This is a genomic window from Desulfovibrio sp. 1188_IL3213, assembly GCF_036763145.1.
GTDB lineage: Bacteria > Desulfobacterota > Desulfovibrionia > Desulfovibrionales > Desulfovibrionaceae > Desulfovibrio.
This window is the reverse complement of sequence record NZ_JBAIYR010000711.1, coordinates 1-721: the sequence shown is the minus strand read 5'-3', so window position 1 is coordinate 721 and position 721 is coordinate 1. Positions and strand designations below refer to the sequence as shown.

Sequence of the window (721 nt, the reverse complement as noted above, 5' to 3'; positions counted from 1 at the left end):
CATGGCTGCCAGAAAGTCCACCGCTGCGCGCAGGTCGCGCACGTTGCCCGGCCAGTAATACGCCTTGAGCGCATCCATAACCGCCGGTTCTATGAGCATGCGCGGCATGCCCGCCCCGGCGCAAAGCCTGCGCCAGAAGAGGTTTGCCAGCATCTCCACGTCACCGGAGCGCTCGCGCAGCGGCGGCAGGTCTATTTCCACCACGTTGAGCCGGTAGTACAGGTCCGAGCGAAAACTTCCCTCGCGCACGGCATCGGCGAGGCTGGCGTTGCCCGCAGCAATCACGCGCATGTCCAGTTGCACAGGCCGGTTGCTGCCAAGAGGCGTAAACGACATTTCCTGCAACACCCGCAAAAATTTGGCCTGTACCGCCAGCGGCAGGCTGTTCACTTCGTCCAGAAACAGCGTGCCGCCGTTGGCGGTCTCCAGCTTGCCCTTTCGGCCGCCCTTTTTGGCGCCGGTAAAGGCTCCTTCCTCATAGCCGAACAGTTCCGCCTCAATAAGATCATTGGGAATGGCCGCGCACGAAATGCCCACAAAGGGACCGGCAGCGGCAGGCCCGGCATTGTGTATGGCCTGGGCAAAAAGCTCCTTGCCCGTACCGCTCTCGCCGCAGATGACAATGCGCGAGGCCATGCGGGCAGCGCGGCTGGCAAAGTCCACAGCCCGCCGCAACGCCGGGCTTGAACCAAGAATGTCCGTGAAACTGTGCCGGGCGGCG

General features: G+C 63.2%; 1 protein-coding gene. It reads right to left on the bottom strand.

The features are described from left to right. Positions 1–721, bottom strand: a 721-nt coding sequence (locus V6C16_RS14700) for a sigma 54-interacting transcriptional regulator (protein ID WP_333543621.1), incomplete at both ends; no start/stop codon positions are given.